At 62.4% G+C, this 17,437-nt stretch carries 15 protein-coding genes; 14 read left to right on the top strand and 1 reads right to left on the bottom strand.

Features of this window, described 5'->3' with window-relative positions:
* Positions 1 to 9 precede the first annotated feature (9 nt).
* Complete coding sequence (locus ACP7E3_RS29715; RefSeq protein WP_017847706.1) at positions 10 to 900, bottom strand: LysR family transcriptional regulator; 891 nt, start codon at positions 898 to 900, stop codon at positions 10 to 12.
* A gap of 147 nt (positions 901 to 1,047) precedes the next feature.
* Between ACP7E3_RS29715 and leuC the strand changes: the two genes are divergently transcribed.
* The 14 genes from leuC (at position 1,048) to purF (ending at position 17,376) form a co-directional block, all read left to right on the top strand.
* A complete protein-coding gene (gene leuC, locus ACP7E3_RS29710) occupies positions 1,048 to 2,466 on the top strand; it encodes a 3-isopropylmalate dehydratase large subunit (protein ID WP_046382634.1) in 1,419 nt (472 codons plus the stop codon).
* 10 nt (positions 2,467 to 2,476) lie between these two features.
* Entirely contained in the window at positions 2,477 to 3,121 is a 645-nt protein-coding gene (leuD, locus tag ACP7E3_RS29705; protein WP_046382635.1) for a 3-isopropylmalate dehydratase small subunit, read from the top strand.
* A 135-nt stretch (positions 3,122 to 3,256) separates the two neighbouring features.
* Positions 3,257 to 4,021, top strand: a complete 765-nt coding sequence (locus ACP7E3_RS29700) for a class I SAM-dependent methyltransferase (protein ID WP_046382636.1) — start codon at positions 3,257 to 3,259, stop codon at positions 4,019 to 4,021.
* A 52-nt stretch (positions 4,022 to 4,073) separates the two neighbouring features.
* Complete coding sequence (leuB, locus tag ACP7E3_RS29695; RefSeq protein ID WP_017847702.1) at positions 4,074 to 5,156, top strand: 3-isopropylmalate dehydrogenase; 1,083 nt, start codon at positions 4,074 to 4,076, stop codon at positions 5,154 to 5,156.
* A 64-nt stretch (positions 5,157 to 5,220) separates the two neighbouring features.
* Positions 5,221 to 6,333 (top strand): aspartate-semialdehyde dehydrogenase, encoded by a 1,113-nt coding sequence (asd, locus tag ACP7E3_RS29690; RefSeq protein ID WP_017847701.1) that lies wholly within the window; start codon positions 5,221 to 5,223, stop codon positions 6,331 to 6,333.
* Positions 6,334 to 6,508: 175 nt separating this feature from the next.
* On the top strand, positions 6,509 to 7,519 hold the full coding sequence (locus ACP7E3_RS29685) for an aspartate-semialdehyde dehydrogenase (RefSeq protein ID WP_017847699.1): 1,011 nt from the start codon (positions 6,509 to 6,511) through the stop codon (positions 7,517 to 7,519).
* A gap of 162 nt (positions 7,520 to 7,681) precedes the next feature.
* Complete coding sequence (locus ACP7E3_RS29680) at positions 7,682 to 10,228, top strand: FimV/HubP family polar landmark protein (protein WP_426125275.1); 2,547 nt, start codon at positions 7,682 to 7,684, stop codon at positions 10,226 to 10,228.
* A gap of 158 nt (positions 10,229 to 10,386) precedes the next feature.
* Positions 10,387 to 11,211 carry a tRNA pseudouridine(38-40) synthase TruA gene (gene truA, locus ACP7E3_RS29675; RefSeq protein ID WP_046382638.1) on the top strand — a complete coding sequence of 275 codons (825 nt, stop codon included), beginning with the start codon at positions 10,387 to 10,389 and terminating at the stop codon, positions 11,209 to 11,211.
* Between the two features lie 64 nt (positions 11,212 to 11,275).
* Positions 11,276 to 11,908: a phosphoribosylanthranilate isomerase gene (locus ACP7E3_RS29670; RefSeq protein ID WP_057005683.1), complete on the top strand. Its 633-nt coding sequence runs from the start codon at positions 11,276 to 11,278 to the stop codon at positions 11,906 to 11,908.
* Positions 11,909 to 12,152: 244 nt separating this feature from the next.
* Positions 12,153 to 13,073 (top strand): acetyl-CoA carboxylase, carboxyltransferase subunit beta, encoded by a 921-nt coding sequence (gene accD / locus ACP7E3_RS29665; RefSeq protein WP_046382640.1) that lies wholly within the window; start codon positions 12,153 to 12,155, stop codon positions 13,071 to 13,073.
* Positions 13,070 to 14,377, top strand: a complete 1,308-nt coding sequence (folC, locus tag ACP7E3_RS29660; protein ID WP_426125272.1) for a bifunctional tetrahydrofolate synthase/dihydrofolate synthase — start codon at positions 13,070 to 13,072, stop codon at positions 14,375 to 14,377. The genes accD and folC overlap by 4 nt, the downstream gene beginning before the upstream one ends.
* Entirely contained in the window at positions 14,361 to 15,014 is a 654-nt protein-coding gene (locus ACP7E3_RS29655; RefSeq protein WP_169864893.1) for an SPOR domain-containing protein, read from the top strand. The genes folC and ACP7E3_RS29655 overlap by 17 nt, the downstream gene beginning before the upstream one ends.
* A gap of 257 nt (positions 15,015 to 15,271) precedes the next feature.
* A complete protein-coding gene (locus tag ACP7E3_RS29650; protein WP_057005681.1) occupies positions 15,272 to 15,829 on the top strand; it encodes a CvpA family protein in 558 nt (185 codons plus the stop codon).
* A gap of 41 nt (positions 15,830 to 15,870) precedes the next feature.
* Positions 15,871 to 17,376 carry an amidophosphoribosyltransferase gene (gene purF / locus ACP7E3_RS29645; RefSeq protein WP_017847690.1) on the top strand — a complete coding sequence of 502 codons (1,506 nt, stop codon included), beginning with the start codon at positions 15,871 to 15,873 and terminating at the stop codon, positions 17,374 to 17,376.
* The last annotated feature ends 61 nt before the right edge of the window (positions 17,377 to 17,437 follow it).

Here is a 17,437-nt window from a genome sequence, read left to right as displayed (position 1 = left end):
CGCACAGCTTCATGCCGGTGTCCCTGGCAGCTCGACCTGTGCATCCAAGAGGCTCATAAAAGCCCGCGCAGCGTTCGACAGTGTCCTTTCGGTATGCACGATATAGCCTAGCTGGCGACTGAGTTGTATGCCCGGCAAAGCGATACTTGTCACCTGATCGTCGAGCATGGTGCGCGGTAATACGCTCCACGCCAAGCCGATGGACACCATCATTTTGATGGTTTCCAGATAGTTCGTGCTCATCGCGATGTTCGGCGTGAGGCCCTGGGCCTCGAACAGGCGGCTGACAATGTGATGGGTAAAGGTGTTGCCGCCGGGGAAAACCGCCGGGTGCCCGGCGATGTCCGCCAGGGTGACCGAGCCGTTGCGGGTCAGGCTGTGCTCCGGCGCCACCACGAAATCCAACGGGTCGTCCCACACCGGGGTGGCGCGCACCAGGTTGTGCGGCTCGGGCGCCAGGGTGATCACCGCCACTTCAGCGCGGCCATGCAGGATCTCTTCGTAGGCCACTTCCGAGTCGAGAAACTGAATATCCAGCGCCACGTTGGGGTATTGCCGGGTAAAGGTGCGCAGGATCGGCGGCAGGCGATGCAGGCCGATGTGGTGGCTGGTGGCCAATGTGAGGCGCCCGCTGACTTCACCGGTGAGGTTGGTGAGGGCGCGCCGGGTGTCGTCCAGGACGTTGAGAATCTGATAGGCGCGCGGCAGCAGGGCGCGCCCGGCTTCGGTCAAGCCGACTTCACGGCCCAGGCGATCGAACAGGCGCACTTTCAGTTGCTGCTCGAGGCCGGCAATGCGTTTGCTGATGGCCGGTTGGGTCAGGTGCAGGCGCTCACCGGCGCCGGAGAAGCTGCCGGTCTCGGCGATGGCAATAAAAGCATTGAGGTTGGCCAGGTCCATTGTGGTATTCCAGTTGGTAATCCAAAGCATAAAAAATATGAATTTGAGTTATTTAATGTAGCGCCATACCATCAGCCTCACAAGCCAAAGGGTTATTGAATGTCTCAAGACCCGGGGCATAGAAAGACCGCTGATGAGGACCGACTGATGGCCGGCAAAACGCTTTACGACAAGCTTTGGGATTCCCATGAAGTGAAACGGCGCGACGATGGCTCGTCGCTGATCTATATCGACCGTCACATCATCCATGAAGTGACCTCGCCCCAAGCGTTCGAAGGCCTGCGGCTGGCCGGGCGCAAGCCTTGGCGCGTCGACTCGATCATCGCCACCCCGGATCACAACGTGCCGACCACCCCGGAGCGCAAGGGCGGGATCGACGCCATTGTCGACACCGTGTCGCGTTTGCAGGTGCAGACTCTCGACGACTACTGCGACGAATACGGCATCACCGAATTCAAGATGAATGACGTGCGCCAAGGCATCGTCCACGTGATCGGCCCGGAGCAGGGCGCGACCTTGCCCGGCATGACCGTGGTCTGCGGTGACTCCCACACCTCCACCCACGGCGCGTTCGGCGCCCTGGCCCATGGCATCGGCACCTCGGAGGTGGAACATGTGTTCGCCACCCAGTGCCTGGTCGCCAAGAAAATGAAGAACATGCTGGTGCGCGTCGAAGGCCAATTGCCTTTCGGTGTGACCGCCAAGGACATCGTGCTCGCCGTGATCGGCAAGATCGGCACCGCCGGCGGTAACGGCCATGCCATCGAATTCGCCGGCAGCGCCATTCGCGACCTGTCCATCGAAGGCCGCATGACCATCTGCAACATGTCCATCGAAGCCGGTGCCCGCGTGGGCATGGTGGCGGCGGACGAAAAAACCGTCGAGTACGTCAAAGGCCGTCCGTTCGCCCCCAAAGGCGCCGACTGGGATGCCGCCGTTGAGGCCTGGAAAGACCTGGTCTCCGACGCCGATGCCGTGTTCGACACCGTGGTGGAACTGGACGCCAGCCAGATCAAGCCGCAAGTCAGCTGGGGCACCTCGCCGGAAATGGTCTTGGCCGTCGACCAGAACGTGCCGGACCCGGCCAAGGAAGCCGACCTGGTCAAGCGCGGTTCCATCGAGCGCGCCTTGAAGTACATGGGCTTGAAAGCCAACCAGGCGATCACCGACATTCAGTTGGATCGCGTGTTCATCGGTTCCTGCACCAACTCGCGGATCGAAGACCTGCGCGCCGCGGCAGTGATCGCCAAGGGCCGCAAAGTCGCCTCGACCATCAAGCAGGCCATCGTGGTGCCGGGTTCGGGCCTGGTGAAGGCCCAGGCCGAAGCGGAAGGCCTGGACAAGATCTTCCTCGAAGCCGGTTTTGAATGGCGTGAACCGGGCTGCTCCATGTGCCTGGCGATGAACCCGGACCGCTTGGAGTCCGGCGAGCATTGCGCGTCGACCTCTAACCGTAACTTCGAAGGGCGTCAGGGCGCCGGTGGGCGTACTCACCTGGTGAGCCCGGCCATGGCCGCCGCCGCTGCCGTCAACGGTCGTTTCATCGACGTTCGCGAATTGATCTGAGGAATACCCGATGAGAGCTTTTACCCAACACACTGGTCTTGTCGCGCCGTTGGACCGTGCCAACGTGGACACTGACCAGATCATCCCCAAGCAGTTCTTGAAGTCGATCAAGCGCACCGGTTTCGGCCCCAACCTGTTCGACGAGTGGCGCTACCTGGACGTGGGCTACGCCTACCAGGACAACTCCAAGCGCCCGCTGAACAAGGACTTCGTGCTCAACGCCGAACGTTACCAGGGCGCCAGCGTGCTGCTGGCGCGGGAAAACTTCGGCTGCGGCTCCAGCCGCGAACACGCGCCGTGGGCCCTGGAAGAATATGGCTTTCGCAGCATCATCGCGCCGAGCTACGCCGACATCTTCTTCAACAACAGCTTCAAGAACGGCTTGCTGCCGATCATCTTGAGCGATGCCGAAGTGGATGAACTGTTCAAGCAAGTGGAAGCCAACCCCGGCTACGAACTGACCGTCGACCTCGCCGCGCAGACCGTGACCCGTCCGGACGGCAAGGTGTACCACTTTGAAGTGGATGCCTTCCGCAAGCACTGCCTGCTCAACGGCCTGGACGACATCGGCCTGACCTTGCAGGACGGCGATGCGATTGCCGCGTTTGAAACCAAGCACCGGGCCAGCCAGCCTTGGTTGTTTCGCGACGCTTGATGTGATGTAGGCAGGACCGCCGCCATCGGGAGCAAGCTCCCTCCCACATTTGAACGTGTTCACACATCAACATGTGGGAGGGGGCTTGCCCCCGATGGGGTCAGTGTTAACCACACAAAACCCAGGAAACTCACCATGACCAAAGCCGCCCACACCCAAGTCGTGCAAAAACAATTCGGTGAACAGGCCTCGGCCTACCTGAGCAGTGCCGTACACGCCCAAGGTACTGAATTTGCGCTGCTCCAGGCCGAACTGGCCGGGCACGGCGCTGCGCGACTGCTGGATCTGGGCTGCGGCGCCGGTCATGTCAGTTTCCATGTGGCGCCGCTGGTAAAAGAAGTGGTGGCCTACGACCTGTCGCAGCAGATGCTCGACGTGGTCGCCGCCGCTGCCGCAGACCGTGGCCTGGGCAATATCCGCACGGTCCACGGCGCTGCTGAGCGCTTGCCGTTCGCCGATGGCGAATTCGACTTCGTGTTCAGCCGCTATTCGGCGCACCATTGGAGCGACCTCGGCCTGGCCCTGCGCGAAGTGCGCCGGGTGCTCAAGCCGGGTGGCGTGGCGGCGTTTGTCGATGTCTTGTCACCGGGCAGCCCGCTGTTGGACACTTACCTGCAAACCGTCGAAGTGCTGCGCGACACCAGCCACGTGCGCGATTACTCCGCCGCCGAATGGATGCGCCAGCTCAGCGAAGCCGGTCTGCATGTGCGCAACAGCAGCCGCCAGCGCCTGCGCCTGGAATACACCTCGTGGGTCGAGCGCATGCGTACGCCAGCGCCTTTGCGTGCGGCGATCCTTGAGCTGCAACAGGCAATGGGCCAGGAAGTCCGCGATTATTACGAAATTCAAGCCGACGGCACCTTCAGCACCGACGTGCTGGTGGTTTGGGCCGAACGCTGAGTATTTTTCCCGACCTGCCCCAGGGCGGGTCGCATGATGAAATGAGGAACGCATGAGCAAGCAGATTCTGATTCTCCCAGGCGACGGTATTGGTCCGGAAATCATGGCCGAAGCGGTCAAAGTCCTGGAACTGGCCAACACCAAGTACAACCTGGGCTTCGAATTGAGCCACGACGTGATCGGCGGCGCGGCCATCGACAAGCACGGCGTGCCCCTGGCCGACGAGACCCTGGACCGCGCCCGTGCGGCCGACGCCGTGTTGCTCGGCGCCGTGGGTGGCCCGAAATGGGACAAGATCGAGCGTGACATCCGCCCTGAGCGCGGCCTGCTGAAGATCCGCGCGCAACTGGGCCTGTTCGGCAACCTGCGCCCGGCAATCCTCTACCCGCAACTGGCCGACGCGTCGAGCCTCAAGCCGGAAGTGGTGGCGGGCCTGGATATCCTGATCGTGCGCGAGCTGACCGGCGGTATCTACTTCGGCTCGCCGCGCGGTGTGCGCGAACTGCCGAATGGCGAGCGCCAGGCCTACGACACCCTGCCGTACAGCGAGAGCGAAATCCGCCGTATCGCCCGGGTCGGTTTCGACATGGCCCGCGTGCGTAGCAAGAAGATCTGCTCGGTCGATAAGGCCAACGTCCTGGCCTCCAGCCAGCTGTGGCGCGAAATCGTCGAAGAAGTCGCCAAGGACTACCCGGACGTCGAACTCAGCCACATGTACGTCGACAACGCCGCCATGCAACTGGTGCGCGCGCCGAAGCAGTTCGACGTGATCGTCACCGACAACCTGTTCGGCGACATCCTGTCCGACCAGGCGTCGATGCTCACCGGTTCCATCGGCATGCTGCCGTCGGCGTCCCTGGACACTAACAACAAGGGCATGTACGAGCCGTGCCACGGTTCGGCGCCAGACATCGCAGGCCTTGGCATCGCCAACCCGCTGGCGACCATTTTGTCGGTGTCGATGATGCTGCGTTACAGCTTCAACCTGGGCGACGCGGCGGATGCCATCGAGAAGGCCGTGAGCCTGGTGTTGGACCAGGGCTTGCGCACCGGAGACATCTGGTCGCAGGGTTGCACCAAAGTCGGTACGCAAGAAATGGGCGACGCAGTAGTCGCCGCGTTGCGGAATCTGTAATCTCTCGGGCCCGCTTGCAGTTGTTGCTGCAAGTCGGCCCACTTTTTAACAAGGTGTAGTTGCGATGAAACGTGTAGGTCTGATCGGTTGGCGCGGTATGGTCGGTTCCGTGCTCATGCAGCGGATGCTGGAAGAGCAGGATTTCGATCTTATTGAGCCGGTGTTTTTCACCACTTCGAACGTGGGTGGCCAAGGGCCGTCCGTGGGCAAGGATATTGCGCCGCTCAAGGACGCCTACAGCATTGAAGAGCTGAAAACCCTCGATGTGATTCTGACCTGCCAGGGCGGCGACTACACCAGCGAAGTGTTCCCCAAGCTGCGCGAAGCCGGCTGGCAGGGTTACTGGATCGATGCCGCGTCCAGCCTGCGCATGCAGGACGATGCGGTGATCGTGCTCGACCCGGTCAACCGCAAGGTCATCGACCAGCAACTCGACGCTGGCACCAAGAACTATATCGGCGGCAACTGCACCGTCAGCCTGATGCTGATGGGCCTGGGCGGCTTGTTCGAAGCCGGCCTGGTCGAGTGGATGAGCGCCATGACTTATCAGGCGGCGTCCGGCGCCGGCGCGCAGAACATGCGCGAACTGATCAAGCAGATGGGCGCGACCCACGCGGCGGTCGCCGATCAACTGGCCGACCCGGCCAGCGCGATCCTCGACATCGACCGCCGTGTGGCCGAAGCCATGCGCAGCGACGCTTACCCGACCGAGAACTTCGGCGTGCCGTTGGCCGGTAGCCTGATCCCGTGGATCGACAAGGAACTGCCGAACGGGCAGAGCCGTGAAGAGTGGAAGGCCCAGGCCGAGACCAACAAGATCCTCGGTCGCTTCAAGAGCCCGATCCCGGTGGACGGCATCTGCGTGCGTATCGGCGCCATGCGCTGCCACAGCCAGGCGCTGACCATCAAGCTGAACAAAGACGTGCCGATCGCCGATATCGAAGGGCTGATCAGCCAGCACAATCCTTGGGTCAAGCTGGTGCCGAACAGCCGCGAAATCAGCATGCAGGAGCTGAGCCCGACCAAGGTTACCGGCACCCTGAATGTTCCGGTGGGGCGTCTGCGCAAGCTGAACATGGGCACCCAGTACCTGGGCGCGTTCACCGTCGGCGACCAGTTGCTGTGGGGCGCGGCCGAACCGCTGCGGCGCATGCTGCGGATTCTGCTGGAGCGTTGATCGCTTGAGGCACTAAGAAAAACCCGCGACTGGTGACAGGCGCGGGTTTTTTGTTGGCTTTCAGGAAGGCATCGGGAGCAAGTCGAATCGTCGCACCGCAAGGCCCAGCCCAATTGCCTCACCCCCCACCACCCGGTAAAGTGCCGCTCCCCCCGCAATGCCCGAGGCAGCTCCCATGACCCAGACCTTTGATATCGCCGTGATCGGCGCCACCGGCACCGTCGGTGAAACCCTGGTGCAGATCCTCGAAGAGCTGGCTTTCCCGGTGGGCACCCTGTACCTGCTGGCGGGCAGCAACTCCGCGGGCGCGTCGGTGCCGTTCCGTGGCAAGAACGTGCGCGTGCGGGAAGTCGATGAGTTTGACTTCAGCAAGGCGCAGCTGGCGTTTTTCGCCGCCGGCCCGGCGGTGACCCTGAGCTTCGCCCCACGCGCCACGGCGGCCGGCTGTTCGGTGATCGATTTGTCGGGCGCATTGCCGGCCGCGCAAGCGCCTCAGGTGGTGCCGGAAGCCAATGCCCATGTGCTGGAGGGCTTGAAAAAGCCGTTCCAGCTCGGCAGCCCGAGCCCGTCCGCGACCAACCTCGCGGTGGTGCTGGCGCCGCTGCGTGGGATTCTGGATATCCAGCGTGTCAGCGTTACCGCCAATCTGGCGGTGTCTGCCCAGGGCCGTGAAGCGGTCAGCGAGCTGGCGCGCCAAACCGCCGAGTTGTTGAATGTGCGCCCGCTGGAGCCCAAGTTCTTTGATCGGCAGATGGCATTCAACCTGTTGGCACAAGTCGGCACGCCGGACGCCCAAGGTCATACAGCGCTGGAGAAACGTCTCGTACACGAACTGCGCGCTGTGCTGGAAACTCCTTTACTAAAGATTTCTGCGACTTGCGTTCAAGCCCCGGTGTTTTTTGGCGATAGCTTGACTGTGTCATTGCAATTGGGTTCGCCGGTCGACCTTGCCGCCGTCAACCGTGCGCTCGACGCCGCAGCGGGTATCGAGCGGGTGGAGGAGGGGGATTACCCGACAGCCGTGGGTGATGCCGTCGGCCAGGATGTAGTCTACGTCGGACGAGTGCGTGCGGGGGTGGACGATCCGGCGGAACTAAATCTGTGGTTGACGTCAGATAACGTGCGTAAAGGCGCCGCGCTGAATGCGGTGCAGCTGGCGCAGTTGTTGATAAAAGGCCTTGTGTAAAAGATACTTGGCGGCAATTTGTAGATTGATTCTAACCAGGCGCTATGCTTGGCCCCAAGCAGGAACAGTTGCGTGTCGGTGACCTATCGGCTCGCCGTGCCTTATGGCAACGGTTACCAACCTTCTCGCAGGCCGGGGAGTGTTCAAACAAAGGATGAGGCTATGGTTCAAGTTCGCAAACTGGTGTTAGCAATAGCGGCCGCCTCGGCGCTGTCCTCCGGTATGGCGCAGGCGCTGCAGCTGGGGGAGATGACCCTCAAGTCGAAGTTGAACCAGCCGTTGTCGGTGGAAATCGAATTGCTCGACGTCGGCGGCCTCACGGCCTCCGAGATCACCCCGAGCCTGGCGTCGTCCCAGGCGTTTGTCGATGCCGGCGTCGATCGCCAGGCGTTCCTCAATGACCTGACGTTCACCCCGGTGATCAACCCGGCCGGGCGCAGTGTGGTGCGTGTCACGTCCAGCAAGCCGTTGCCTGATGCCTACGTGCGGTTCCTGCTGCAAGTGCAATGGCCCAATGGCCGCTTGATGCGTGACTACAGCGTGCTGCTCGACCCGGCCAAGTTCGACCAGTCGACGCCGACCAACAGCGCAGCCACGCCGCGTTTGAGCGCGCCCGCGTTGAGCGTGCCGGCCCAGCACACCACCACGGCCCGTGACACGCTGTGGGAAATCGCCGAGAAGCACCGTAATGGCGCTTCTGTGCAGCAGACCATGCTGGCGATCCAGGCACTCAACCCTGACGCTTTTATCGGCGGCAACATCAACCGTCTGAAAACCGGCCATGTGCTGCGCCTGCCGGATACCGTACAAAGCACGGCGTTACCGCAGCCCAAGGCCATTGCCGAAGTGACCGCGCAGAACGTCGCCTGGCGCCAGGGCCGCCGTGCCGCGCCCCATCAGACGGCCGGTAAGCAACAACTGGACGCCACCAAGCGCACCCAGGCTGGCAATGCACCGGCGAGCACCAACGCCAAGGACAACTTGAGTCTGGTTTCGGCCGACTCCGCCAAGAAGGGCGCGAAGGGCAAGGCGGGTGATGGCCAGGCCCTGAGCGACAAGCTGGCGATGGCCCGGGAACAGCTCGACACCACCCGCCGTGACAACGAAGAACTGAAAAGCCGCGCCGCAGACCTACAGAGCCAATTGGACAAGCTGCAAAAGCTGATCCAGCTGAAAAACGATCAACTGGCCAGGTTGCAGGCTGAAAAAGGCGCCCCGGCAACCCCGGCGACTGCGGTCATGCCCGCGCAGTTGGCAGGTGAGCCGCCGGCCGCTGCAGTCGCGCCCGCTGAGCCGGCCGCCACCGCGACCCCGGTGGCCGAGCCGATCAAGCCCGACGCCGTGCCTGCGACCAGCGAAGACAAATTCAACGAACTGCTGACGAACCCGATTGTGCTTGGCGTCATCGGCGGCGCGGCCGGCGTGGTGGCGTTGTTGCTCCTGTTGCTGTGGGCGCGTCATCGCAATGCCCGTCGCGCAGAAGAAAAGCACCTGCGCATGGCGCGGGCCCTGTCCGAAGAGCCGGAATTCGCTTCGAACATCGACCTTGATCTGCCACCGGACAGCTTCGCTGGCCTGGAAGTGCCGGCCCCGAACGTGACGTTGACCGCCGCGCCTGCGCCGGCACCTGTGGTCGCGCCGGCAGCGGCACCAAGCGCGGCCTCGGTGCTTGCGCCACTGGCTGGCGCCGTAGCGCCGGAAAACACCAATGATGCGCTGGTCCAGGCCCAATCCCATATCGACCGCGGTCACTTGAACCAGGCGGCCGATGTGCTGGAACAAGCCATTAAGTACGAACCCAAGCGCAGCGACCTGCGCTTGAAGCTGATGGAAGTCTACGGCCTGCAGAACGACAAGGACGGTTTTGTCGTCCAGGAGCGTCAGTTGGTGGCCAATGGTGAAAACCATGCCCAGGTCGAGCAGCTCAAGTCGCGCTTCCCGGCCATGGCCGTGTTGGCGGCGGGAGTGAGTGCCGCCGTGGCCGCCGCCGCGATGGACGCTCAATACGTCAAGGATCTGCTGGAAGACAAGCCGGCCGCCGCGCCGCAAGCGACGGCAGAAGCGGAGCCGTTCGATACTGATTTCGATCTGAGTCTGGACGAGCTGGAGGCGGCTTCGCCTGCGGCGTTGGACAAGACCGATCAGCAGACCTTCGAAGCGCTGCTGCAGCAACAGACCGATGCCAAGCCAAGCCCGGAAGATCTGTCGGACTTTGACCTCGACCTGCAACTGGACCCGCCGGCGTCCCAGTCCGATGACGACTTCCTTTCGGGGCTTGAAGATCAGATGAAGGACGTGTCGCCGGTCGAACCGCCGACCCTGACCCCGGCCGCCCTGGACGACCTCGACCTGCCGGAAGACTTCGACCTGTCCCTGGCTGACGAGCCGGACGCCCCGGCGGCCAAACCCGATGCGTTCGCCTCGGAACTGGATGACGTCAACGCCGAGCTCGATCGTCTGTCCCAGAGCCTGGAAAACCCGCCGATCGAGCCGTCCTTCACCGCCGAAGACGCGGCGCTGGGCGATGACGAACCGGAGGTCGACTTCCTCTCCGGCACCGATGAGGTCGCAACCAAGCTGGATTTGGCCCAGGCCTATATCGACATGGGCGATACGGATGGCGCGCGGGATATTCTTTCCGAAGTGCTGACCGAGGGCGATGAAACCCAGCGCGGCGAAGCCAAGGAAATGCTTGGCCGACTGGTGTAATCGCCACGGGATGACCCAGACGGCGGCCTTCGGGCCGCCGTTTTGCATTGCCGGTACCAAACACATGGCGTCTGGGGCGCAGCGCCTTATAATGCCCGCCTTTGCGCAACTCATCAGGCTCTCAGTTCTTGGCAAATATAGATAACCCGGCTGCCGAAATGGCGGCTGCAGGCTTTTACCGCATCGCCCTGGGCGTGGAATACAAAGGTTCGCGCTATTGCGGCTGGCAGCGCCAGGCGTCCGGCGTGCTGACGGTGCAGGAAACCCTGGAAAAGGCCCTGTCCAGAGTCGCCGACTCGCCGGTATCGCTGATGTGCGCCGGGCGTACCGACGCCGGCGTCCACGCCTGCGGCCAGGTGGTTCACTTCGACACCCAGGCCGAGCGCTCGATGAAAGCGTGGGTGATGGGCGCTAATATCAATTTGCCCCATGACGTCAGTGTCAGTTGGGCCAAGGTCATGCCGGCGCACTTTCATGCGCGCTTCAAGGCGATCGCCCGGCGTTACCGCTATGTGATCTACAACGATCAGATCCGCCCGGCGCACCTCAACGAAGAAATCACCTGGAACCACCGCCCGCTGGATGCCGAGCGCATGGCCGAAGCCGCGCAGCATCTGGTTGGCGTCCACGATTTCAGCGCGTTCCGTGCCGGCCAGTGCCAGGCCAAGTCACCGATCAAGGAAGTCCATCACTTGCGGGTGACGCGTCACGGCAAGATGATCGTGCTGGATATCCGCGCCGGAGCGTTCCTGCACCATATGGTGCGCAACATTGCCGGCGTGTTGATGACCATCGGCACCGGCGAGCGCCCGGTGGAGTGGGCCAGGGAAGTACTGGAAAGCCGTATTCGGCGGACCGGCGGCGTCACGGCGCATCCGTTTGGCCTGTATCTGGTGGAAGTGGAGTACCGCGACGAGTTCGAGCTGCCGCAGCGCTTCATCGGGCCACACTTCCTCACAGGTTTCAGCGAACTTGGCGGCTGACGCCCGGAAAAGCTTTTGTTACCATCCGGGACTTTCTCGGTTCAACCCCTGAGGTTTCCACGACATGTCAGCCGTTCGCAGCAAGATTTGTGGGATTACCCGCATAGAAGACGCGCTGGCGGCAGTCGAAGCGGGGGCGGATGCCATCGGTTTCGTGTTTTATGCCAAGAGCCCGCGGGCGGTGAATGTGCTGCAGGCGCGGGCGATCATCGCCGCACTGCCGCCGTTCGTGACCACCGTGGGCTTGTTCGTCAATGCCAGCCGCTGCGAACTCAACGAAACCCTGGATGCCGTGCAACTGGACATGTTGCAGTTTCACGGCGATGAAAGCCCTGACGAATGCGAAAGCTACCAGCGTCCGTATATCAAGGCGTTGAGAGTCAAGGCCGGGGATGATATCGCCGGCGCTTGCGCGGCCTACACCGGCGCGCGCGGGATACTGCTGGACACCTACGTCGAAGGCGTACCCGGCGGCACCGGCGAAGCCTTCGATTGGTCGCTGATCCCCGAGGGGTTGAGCAAACCGATCATACTGGCCGGCGGGCTTACCCCCGCCAATGTCGCGGCGGCGATCGAGCAGGTCCGGCCGTATGCTGTGGATGTCAGCGGTGGGGTAGAGCAGGGCAAGGGCATCAAGGACCACGGCAAGATTCGCGCATTCATGCAGGCTGTGCGCAACAGCGATGGCGTGATGTGACGGCTGGCAGTCTGCCGCCGTCCATAACTACCACTGTGTAAAACAGCCCGGTGCCACCTGCGGGAGGCCCGGAAATGAAGTGGCAACCCTGCACGGGCAGGTTGTCTGGAAGGCTGAGGAAACATGCGGGAAATGGCTGGTCGAACGTCTGACCCCGTCCTGCATGTGTCATCGCCACATATGAATTTAGCTCAAGGGCATACGCGGGGCTGTGTTCAAGCCACCGGTACTGGAGAAAGAAAGCATGAGCAACTGGTTAGTAGACAAACTGATCCCTTCGATCATGCGTTCCGAGGTGAAAAAAAGCTCGGTTCCTGAAGGTCTGTGGCACAAATGCCCATCCTGCGACGCGGTGTTGTACCGCCCGGAGCTGGAAAAGACCCTGGACGTTTGCCCTAAGTGCAACCACCACATGCGTATCGGCGCTCGCGCGCGCATCGACATTTTCCTCGACGCCGACGGCCGTAACGAGCTGGGCGCGGACCTCGAGCCGGTTGACCGCCTCAAGTTCCGTGACGGCAAGAAGTACAAGGACCGCCTGACCGCTGCACAGAAGCAGACCGGTGAGAAAGACGCGCTGATTTCGGTCAGCGGCAAGCTGCTGGGCATGCCGGTCGTGGTGTCGGCGTTTGAGTTCTCCTTCATGGGCGGTTCCATGGGTGCCATCGTCGGCGAGCGTTTCGTGCGCGCCGCCAACTACGCCCTGGAAAACCGCTGCCCGATGATCTGCTTCGCAGCCTCCGGTGGTGCGCGCATGCAGGAAGCCCTGATCTCCCTGATGCAAATGGCCAAGACCTCCGCGGTGCTGGCGCGTCTGCGGGAAGAGGGCATTCCGTTCATCTCCGTGCTGACCGATCCGGTGTACGGCGGTGTTTCCGCCAGCCTGGCGATGCTGGGCGACGTGATCGTCGGCGAGCCCAAGGCCCTGATCGGCTTTGCCGGCCCGCGTGTGATCGAGCAGACCGTTCGCGAAAAACTGCCGGAAGGCTTCCAACGCAGCGAATTCCTGCTGGAGCACGGTGCGATCGACATGATCATCGCCCGTGGCGAGTTGCGTCCACGCCTGGGTAGCCTGCTCGCGCAAATGATGGGCCTGCCGACGCCGGTCTACATCGCGCCGAAGGTTGAGCCGATCGTCGTGCCGCCGGTGCCTGCAAACCTATGACCCAACGTACCCTGGGCGAATGGCTCGCCTACCTTGAGCAGTTGCATCCGTCCGCCATCGACATGGGCCTGGAGCGCTCGCAACAGGTAGCGGCCCGCCTCGGGTTGGGCCGCCCGGCGCCGCGAGTGATCACGGTGACGGGGACCAACGGCAAGGGCTCGACCTGTGCCTTTGTCGCAGCGCTGCTGCAGGCCCAAGGCCTGAAGGTCGGCGTGTACAGCTCGCCGCACCTGCTGCGCTACAACGAGCGGGTGCAACTCAATGGTGTGGAAGCCACTGACGAGCAGCTCTGCGAAGCCTTCGCCGCGCTCGATGCCGGGCGCGGTGAGATTTCCCTGACGTACTTCGAGATGGGCACTCTGGCGGCGTTCTGGCTGTTCGAACGGGCGCGCCTGGACGTGGTCGTGCTTGAAGTGGGCCTGGGCGGGCGCCTGGATACGGTCAACGTGGTGGATGCCGACCTGGCGCTGGTCACCAGCATCGGTGTCGACCATGTCGACTACCTGGGCGATACCCGTGAATCCGTGGCCTATGAAAAGGCCGGCATCTTCCGCCAGGGCAAGCCTGCGCTGTGCGGTGATCTGGACCCGCCGCAGACGTTGCTCGACCGGGTGCGGGAGCTGGATTGCCCATTCTTCCTGCGCGGGCGTGAGTTCAATCTTGACGTCGGTGCTGAGCATTGGCAGTGGCGCGGGCGTGATGCGCGCGGCCAGCTCGTGGCGTTGCATGACCTGCCGCTGCTGAACCTGCCGATGGAAAACGCCGCGCTCGCCCTGCAAGCCTATCTGCTATTGGATCTGCCGTGGAATCCTGCGCAGATTGCTCGTACATTGCTGGCGACGCGGATCGTCGGGCGTCTCGATCGCCGTGCCTTCGATTGGCAGGGCAAGCGCCTGAACCTGCTGCTGGATGTGGGGCACAACCCCCACGCCGCCGAATACCTCGCGCAACGCCTGTCGCGTATAGCGCCGGTCGGTCGCCGCCTGGCGGTGTTCGGCTTGCTGGCCGACAAGGATCTGGAGGGCGTAGTGACGCCGTTGCTGGGGAATGTCCAGGCCTGGGCCGTGGCGCCCCTGGACACGCCGCGTAGCCGTCCGGCCGCCGAGCTTGAGGCGGCCTTGCAGAACCTTGGTGCGCGCGTGGCGTCGTATGCAAGTGTCACTGCGGCCCTTGAGGCGCAGTGTGCGGTTGCCACGCCCGAGGATGAGATTCTGTTGTTCGGGTCATTTTATTGTGTTGCCGAGGCGCTCGAATGGTTGGCCCGGCGCTCCACGGAGGAAGCTGCACATGGCATTACTGGATAGCGCATACAAGCAGCGGATGGTCGGAGCCCTGGTGCTGGTGGCCTTGGCGGTGATTTTCCTGCCGATGCTGTTTTCCCGTCAGGACGAACAGCGCCAGGTGGTCGTTGAGGCCCCGGCAGCGCCCCAGGCGCCGGTCGTGCCTCAGGTGCAGGTTGAGCCGGTGGTGGTGCCTGAGCCGCAGGCATTGCCTGAAGAAGAGCCGGTGCCGGCCGATGAGGAGCTGGCCGCGCAGCCGGCCCCTTCGATGCCGGTGCAGCCGAGTGTGCCTGTGGTCAAGCCGGCGCCTGCCGTCGCTGCCAAGCCTGCCACGCCAGCGCCTGCCCCCAAGCCGGTCGTGCCGCAGCCTGCCGCGCCGGGCAAACCGGACGTGGGTCAGAGCCGCATCGACCCGAATGGCCTGCCGATCAGTTGGTCGATCCAGTTGGCCAGCCTGGCCAATCGCGAAAGCGCCGAGGCCTTGCAGAAAAAACTGCGCAGTCAGGGCTACAACGCTTACATCCGCAGCGCCGATGGCAAGAACCGCGTGTTTATCGGGCCGTTGATCGAGCGTGCCGAGGCGGACCGCCTGCGCGATTTGTTGGGGCGTCAGCAGAATCTCAACGGTTTTGTGGTGCGTTTCCAGCCTGAACGCGGCTGAGTTCACGCCGCTTTCAGCTTGGAATGCAGTCAAATGTGGGAGGGGGCTTGCCCCCGATGGCGGTCGATCAGTATCGGTTCTGCTGACTGACCCACCGCCATCGGGAGCCAGCCCCCTTCCACTTTGGTTTCGAGTGGGCCTTGAAATGCGCTTAACTCGTCACAAACTATTGTTTTGCAAAGCACCCGCAATCACAGCTTACCGATAGCCCGGCGCTCTGCTAAAATGCGCCGCCTTATCCGTCTGTAGGCTGCACCGTGCCATTTACCTGGGTTGATTGGGCGATCGTCGCAATCGTCGCCATCTCCGCTTTGATCAGTCTAAGCCGCGGCTTCGTAAAAGAAGCACTGTCGTTGCTGACCTGGATCATTGCAGGAGTCGTCGCCTGGATGTTCGGCGGTTCGCTGTCGGTCTACTTGAGCGGGTACATCGAGACACCTTCGGCTCGCGTCATCGCGGGCTGCGCCATCATGTTCATCGCCACGCTGCTGGTGGGAGCAATGGTCAATTATCTTATTGGCGAGTTGATACGTGTCACCGGCCTCTCCGGGACCGATCGATTTCTCGGCATGGCCTTCGGCGCTGCGCGTGGCGCGTTGCTGGTGGTCGTGGCGGTCGGGCTGTTGAGCCTGGGGCCAGTACAGCAGGATTCGTGGTGGCAGGAGTCGGTACTCGTGCCAAAATTTCTATTGGTTGCAGATTGGTCCAAGAACCTCATTTTGGGGTGGAGCAGTCAGTGGCTGGCCAGCGGGATCAGCATACCCGCTGATCTTCCGTTCAAGGAGCACCTCTTACCGGCCAAAACGCCTCAGTAAGCAGTGTTCAGTCAAGATTCATTAAGTAGGGGTTGCGTCGCATGTGTGGCATCGTCGGTATCGTCGGTAAGTCGAACGTCAATCAGGCGCTGTATGACGCGCTAACCGTCCTCCAGCACCGCGGCCAGGACGCTGCCGGTATTGTGACCAGCCACGACGGCCGGTTATTCCTGCGCAAGGACAATGGTCTGGTACGTGACGTGTTCCATCAGCGTCACATGCAGCGCCTCGTCGGGCACATGGGCATTGGCCATGTGCGTTACCCGACTGCCGGTAGCTCGACCTCGGCCGAAGCTCAACCGTTTTACGTCAACTCGCCTTACGGCATCACCCTGGCGCATAACGGTAACCTGACCAACGTTGAACAGCTGGCCAAGGAGATTTACGAATCTGACCTGCGCCACGTCAACACCAACTCTGACTCGGAAGTGCTGCTCAACGTGTTCGCGCACGAGCTGGCCCAGCGCGGCAAGCTGCAGCCGACCGAAGAAGATGTGTTCGCCGCCGTCACCGACGTGCATAACCGTTGCGTCGGTGGTTACGCGGTAGTGGCGATGGTCACCGGTTATGGCATCGTCGGTTTCCGTGACCCGCACGGCATCCGTCCGATCGTGTTCGGTCAGCGTCACACCGATGAAGGCGTCGAGTACATGATCGCCTCCGAAAGCGTGTCCCTGGACGTGCTGGGCTTCACCCTGATCCGCGACCTGGCACCGGGCGAAGCGGTGTACATCACCGAAGATGGCAAGTTGCACACCCGTCAGTGCGCTGTTGCGCCGAAACTCACTCCGTGCATCTTCGAACACGTCTACCTGGCGCGTCCGGATTCGATCATCGACGGCGTTTCGGTGTACAAGGCGCGCCTGCGCATGGGCGAGAAGCTGGCCGACAAGATCCTGCGCGAGCGCCCTCAGCACGATATCGACGTGGTGATCCCGATCCCGGACACCAGCCGTACCGCTGCGCTGGAGCTGGCCAACCACTTGGGCGTCAAGTTCCGTGAAGGCTTCGTCAAGAACCGCTACATCGGCCGCACGTTCATCATGCCTGGCCAGGCGGCGCGCAAGAAGTCGGTACGCCAGAAGCTCAATGCCATCGAACTGGAATTCCGCGGCAAGAATGTGATGCTGGTGGATGACTCCATCGTGCGTGGCACCACCTGCAAGCAGATCATCCAGATGGCCCGCGAAGCTGGCGCGAAGAACGTGTACTTCTGCTCCGCCGCGCCTGCCGTGCGTTACCCGAACGTGTACGGCATCGACATGCCGAGCGCCCACGAGCTGATCGCCCACAACCGCACGACCCAGGACGTAGCCGATCTGATCGGCGCCGATTGGCTGATCTATCAGGACCTTTCCGACCTGATCGAAGCGGTCGGCGGTGGCAAGATCAAGATCGAGCAGTTCGACTGCGCGGTGTTCGACGGCAAATACGTGACCGGTGATGTCGATGAGGCTTACCTGAACAAGATCGAGCAGGCGCGTAACGACTCGTCGAAGATCAAGACCCAGGCGGTCAGTGCGATCATCGATCTGTACAACAATTGAGTAAACACCGGCCCTGAGGGGCCGGTTTTGTATCTTAAACAAAGCATTGAGTAAGGAGTCG

Origin of the sequence: Pseudomonas sp. PSPC2-3, from assembly GCF_049898265.1 — a bacterium.
GTDB classification, from domain to species: Bacteria; Pseudomonadota; Gammaproteobacteria; order Pseudomonadales; family Pseudomonadaceae; genus Aquipseudomonas; species Aquipseudomonas veronii.
This window is presented reverse-complemented; position numbering and strand designations above follow the sequence as displayed.

What these genes read in the sequence shown, in the direction of transcription:
- ACP7E3_RS29715 (WP_017847706.1), bottom strand. Translation starts at nt 900, where the DNA reads ATGGACCTGGCCAACCTCAATGCTTTTATTGCCATCGCCGAGACCGGC.
- leuC (WP_046382634.1), top strand. Translation starts at nt 1,048, where the DNA reads ATGGCCGGCAAAACGCTTTACGACAAGCTTTGGGATTCCCATGAAGTG.
- leuD (WP_046382635.1), top strand. Translation starts at nt 2,477, where the DNA reads ATGAGAGCTTTTACCCAACACACTGGTCTTGTCGCGCCGTTGGACCGT.
- ACP7E3_RS29700 (WP_046382636.1), top strand. Translation starts at nt 3,257, where the DNA reads ATGACCAAAGCCGCCCACACCCAAGTCGTGCAAAAACAATTCGGTGAA.
- leuB (WP_017847702.1), top strand. Translation starts at nt 4,074, where the DNA reads ATGAGCAAGCAGATTCTGATTCTCCCAGGCGACGGTATTGGTCCGGAA.
- asd (WP_017847701.1), top strand. Translation starts at nt 5,221, where the DNA reads ATGAAACGTGTAGGTCTGATCGGTTGGCGCGGTATGGTCGGTTCCGTG.
- ACP7E3_RS29685 (WP_017847699.1), top strand. Translation starts at nt 6,509, where the DNA reads ATGACCCAGACCTTTGATATCGCCGTGATCGGCGCCACCGGCACCGTC.
- ACP7E3_RS29680 (WP_426125275.1), top strand. Translation starts at nt 7,682, where the DNA reads ATGGTTCAAGTTCGCAAACTGGTGTTAGCAATAGCGGCCGCCTCGGCG.
- truA (WP_046382638.1), top strand. Translation starts at nt 10,387, where the DNA reads ATGGCGGCTGCAGGCTTTTACCGCATCGCCCTGGGCGTGGAATACAAA.
- ACP7E3_RS29670 (WP_057005683.1), top strand. Translation starts at nt 11,276, where the DNA reads ATGTCAGCCGTTCGCAGCAAGATTTGTGGGATTACCCGCATAGAAGAC.
- accD (WP_046382640.1), top strand. Translation starts at nt 12,153, where the DNA reads ATGAGCAACTGGTTAGTAGACAAACTGATCCCTTCGATCATGCGTTCC.
- folC (WP_426125272.1), top strand. Translation starts at nt 13,070, where the DNA reads ATGACCCAACGTACCCTGGGCGAATGGCTCGCCTACCTTGAGCAGTTG.
- ACP7E3_RS29655 (WP_169864893.1), top strand. Translation starts at nt 14,361, where the DNA reads ATGGCATTACTGGATAGCGCATACAAGCAGCGGATGGTCGGAGCCCTG.
- purF (WP_017847690.1), top strand. Translation starts at nt 15,871, where the DNA reads ATGTGTGGCATCGTCGGTATCGTCGGTAAGTCGAACGTCAATCAGGCG.